Annotated in this window: 3 protein-coding genes; 1 reads left to right on the top strand and 2 read right to left on the bottom strand. The window is 60.8% G+C overall.

Features of this window, described 5'->3' with window-relative positions; all coding sequences use genetic code 11:
* The first annotated feature begins 124 nt into the window (after window positions 1–124).
* On the top strand, window positions 125–1,840 hold the full coding sequence (locus EOA22_RS26490) for a ShlB/FhaC/HecB family hemolysin secretion/activation protein (RefSeq protein ID WP_127390331.1): 1,716 nt from the start codon (window positions 125–127) through the stop codon (window positions 1,838–1,840).
* Between the two features lie 27 nt (window positions 1,841–1,867).
* On the opposite strand, the gene ampH is transcribed toward EOA22_RS26490, so the two are convergent.
* Entirely contained in the window at window positions 1,868–3,025 is a 1,158-nt protein-coding gene (gene ampH / locus EOA22_RS26485) for a D-alanyl-D-alanine-carboxypeptidase/endopeptidase AmpH (protein ID WP_127390330.1), read from the bottom strand.
* 45 nt (window positions 3,026–3,070) lie between these two features.
* A partial coding sequence (locus EOA22_RS26480; RefSeq protein WP_127390329.1) for a serine hydrolase occupies window positions 3,071–3,959 on the bottom strand: 889 nt, incomplete at its 5' end.

The following is a 3,959-nucleotide window of genomic DNA, read 5'->3' as shown; positions in this document are numbered from 1 at the left end:
TTGTTGGGGCACTGACGGGTGTGCATCGCGGGATGACGGACCCCAACATATTTGCTAATTTGCTAAACCAAGTTTCGAATAACCGTTGATTATCCCTGCCACGACATGTCAGCGAGTTTGATTGATGCCTCTTCGCAAGGCGCTGTCCCACTGGTTCGACGCAGTACGTCGCGTGTCCATCAGTCTTGCAACCAGTGCCTTCATGGTCGGACCGAGCCTTAGCCAGACGATCCCCGAGCGGATCGATTCGGTGGTTTCGGATCAGAACGAGATCATCCGACGCTATTCCGCTCCGAGGAAGCCCGGCACGATTGACCTGTCAGTTCCGGATGCACGCAAGGCAACGAGCTCGGAACAAGCCGAAAAAACAATGTTTACCTTGAGGTCGATAACCGTTCGAGGCGCGGTGACGGTGCCCAGCGCTACGCTGGAGCAAGCGTGGGCCGCGCAGCGGAACAAAAAGATAAGCGCCGCCGACCTTTACGCCATCGCCGAGCGGATCGACGAGATCTACCAGAAGGCCGGATATTTCTCGTGGGCCGTCGTTCCCGAGCAGGACTTTTCATCCGGCAACGTCGTCATCGTTCTCTACGAATCCTATGTGCGCCGGGTCACCATCAACAGCGCCATCCCTGATATTGACCGGCGTTTGAAACCTTACATCGATCGCATCGTCGCCATGCGGCCAATCCGGATCAAGGAGGCCGAGCGCGTGCTGTTGCTGATGAGCGATCTTGGCGGCCTGACCATCGAAGGCACTTTCATTCGGCCCGAAACGCCCTCCGCCGGCTGTGATCTGAAACTCGACATTGGCTTCAAGCGGGCCGGCGCAAACGCAATAGTCGACAATCTCGGCAGCAAAGCCGTCGGCCCATTTCAGCTGACCGGCACCGGCACCTTCAACGATGCGCTTAGGCTGTTCGATGTGGCGAACATCGCCCTGGTGACCATTCCGGACAGTCCCGAGGAGTTGAAGTTCGTGCTGGCTTCGCACGATGTCCCGATCGGGTATGACGGACTGCATGTAGGATACAGCATCGGTTATGTCTCTTCCCAGCCGGGCGCCGACCTCAAGCCTCTCGAGCTCGACATAGCCTCTAGGTTCGGCAGCGCGTATGTCAACTACCCACTGCTGCGGACAATTGACCACAGCCTGTTTAGCCGCCTTGAATTGAACTTCAAGGACAACTCGCTGGCGTTGGGCGGCGAAACGCAGACGGATGAGGACCTCCGATGGCTGGCGGCCTCCCTTAAGTATACCGGTGAGTTGGAAAACGGCGCCATCACGCTGACAGGTACTTTCGGCCAAGGCCTCGACGGCTTTGGCGCGAGCAGCAGCACCGATCCGCTTGCACCGCGTCCAGGCGTTCCTGATGACTACAGGTATTTTCGGGGCGACCTCGACCTTACCAAGGAGATCGCTTCGCTGGCCGTCGCCCACCTCAGAGTGGCTGCGCAATATGCGCCGACGGCGGTGCCATCGTCGGTCCAGTTGGTGCTCGGCGGCGATCCCTATGGCCTGGCTTTCGATGGCTCGGCCGCTTCAGGCGATAGCGGGATAGCGGCCTCGCTGGAATTGGGACGCAACATCGAACTCCCGGAGGCTTTGCCGATCCCAAATCTGAACGTGTTTGCTTATGTCGATTACGGTGCGGTCTGGAACCACGATACGGGCGTGGATTACATTGAGGCGGAACTCGGCTCGGCCGGAATAGGTGCAAAGGCTGCATTTGGGCAACACCTCAATGCAAGGGCGCTTGTTGCGGTACCGTTCAGAGATAACCGAGGTCTGACTGATACCGGCACGCGTTTTTTGTTCCAGCTAATCAGCTCGTATTAGGTGGCGTAGCTCCCGCCTGAACTGCCCTTATCTTGGCGCAAGTTGCGCGACGAGATCATTCGTTGCTGCGACCATCGCCTTGAACCCACCGACACTGAACTGATTGATCGAGGCGAAGACACCGACACCGCGCGTTGGCGCCAACACCACATAACTGAACTGCCCCTGCAATCCGCCGGTCTTGTTGAGCATCATGGGCTTGTCCTTGTCGGCCAGAACTCCGACCCAGCCAAGCGTCATCATTCCCATTGACCCCGCATCGTCGATGCCGATTACCGGCGAGAGACCGTCGCGCCAGAGCCAGCCCGCATGGTCGACGGTACGCTCCGCATCGCCGGCCGCATCCTTGCGAAGGTGCCAGGCCATGAACTTCATCATGTCGGCGGCGGAGGTGTAGAGCCCGCCCGCGCATCCGATCGTTTCCGGCGAAGGAACGAGGGGCAACGGTGTGCCGTCGAAGAAATGGCCCTGCATGGTCCGCGCCGCATCGCCTTCCGCCAGGTTGAGCTTGGTGTCGGTCAGTTGGCGGGGCGTGAGCACCCGCTCGGCCAGCAGATCGCCATAGGACTTGCCACCGGCATTGGCCAGCGCGAGGCCGAGCAGATCGTAACCCCAGTTCGAGTAAAAGGCACCCGTGCCGGGAGGGAAAAGATAGGGTTCTGGCTTCGCAAGCTCAGCGCGGCTGAGGTCGAAGGGATTGCCGGCGAACGGGTCGTCCGGCGTGCCGCCTGTCTGGTTCGGTACCTCGCGCGGCAGGCCGGATGCCTGCGTCACCAGATCGATGAGCCTCGGCGTTCGTCCTTCGAGCCCAGGCACGGTCCAGTCCTTCCCGAGGTGTTTGGCAAGGGGATCGGTCGCGCCGATGACGCCATCCACAATCATCGAGCCCATCAGATCGCCGCAGAAGGTCTTGGAGATCGAGGCTATCCGCATCAGCGTATGTTCGTCGGGCACCTGCCCCGAGCCCTTGCGGATTTCGCCGAAGCCAGCGAAGGCCGTCTCGCCGTTGCGAACCGCGGCGATCACGAGGCCAGGAGCGCCCGAGCCCAGGAAGGCGATGCCGCCGGCAAATCCCACGGCTTCCTCAAGCAGACGATCTTTGGCGGCGGCGACGTGAGGAGCCGCAAGGACGCAGGCTGCCGTGAAGCAGAGGATGAGCAAGCGCCTGTGGCCTGAACCGGTCATTGGAATGTCCTCGACGAGAAATCTGATTGTGAGACGAGAGCGCAGTCAGCGGGGCGCGAGCTGATAGATCAGTTCGTTTACTGCGTGCACCATTGCTTCAAAGCCCCCGGCGTTGAACTGGTTGATCGCCGCGAAGACGCCGACGCCGCGCGTCGGCGCGATGGCAACATATGTAAACATGCCTTGTCGCCCTCCGGATTTGTGAAGCACCAGCGGACGGTTGCCGTCGGCCTCTACCACAACCCAACCGAGTGCCATCGCATCCATCGGCGCGCCACCGTCGTCGAGGCCCAGCGCCGGAGAGAGCCCATCCCTCCGGACTAGGCTGGCGTGGTCGATAATGCGGCGTGCATCGTCCTCGGAGCCGCCTTGAGCCAAGTGCCAGGCTATCCACTTCAGCATATCGTTGGGCGTCGTATAAAGCCCCGAGGCGCATTCCATCGTCATCGGTGTCGGCACGAAGGGAAGCGGCGTGCCGTCGAAATTGTGGCCCTGCATCAGCCGGCCCTCGTCACCAGGTCGCGGATTGAAGACCGTGTCCACCATGCCGCGTGGCCGCAACACACGCTCCTCCAAGACGGTAGCGTACGGCTTGCCAGCCGCTCCGCTGATCGCCAGTCCCAGGAGGTCGAAGCCCAGGTTCGAATAGAGCGCGCCAGTTCCGGGAGGAAACAGAAACGGCTCCCCGTGCATGGCTGCGATCATCGCTTCCTTTGTGTGGCCGGCGTAGGGATCGTTGGGTGTTCCACCTGCCTGGGCCATCTCGCGCGGCAGGCCGGATGTCTGTGTCGCGAGGTCGATGATCCTTAGGGTCCGCCCATCCTTCTCAGGCACCACGAAACCGTCAGGCAGGTGCGTCTGAACAGGGTCAGTCAGGCCGATCTCTCCTTTTACCAACAAACTGGCGAGAGCGTCTCCGCAAAATGCCTTCGAA

The sequence above is a fragment of the Mesorhizobium sp. M7A.F.Ca.US.014.04.1.1 genome, from assembly GCF_003998745.1.
Lineage (GTDB): Bacteria > Pseudomonadota > Alphaproteobacteria > Rhizobiales > Rhizobiaceae > Mesorhizobium > Mesorhizobium ciceri.
Note: the sequence above shows the minus strand (reverse complement) of the source record. Positions and strands in the feature narration are given on the sequence as shown.

Bases quoted from the DNA above. Each gene is read 5' to 3' on its own strand.
- EOA22_RS26490 (WP_127390331.1), top strand. From the start codon at position 125: ATGCCTCTTCGCAAGGCGCTGTCCCACTGGTTCGACGCAGTACGTCGC.
- ampH (WP_127390330.1), bottom strand. From the start codon at position 3,025: ATGACCGGTTCAGGCCACAGGCGCTTGCTCATCCTCTGCTTCACGGCA.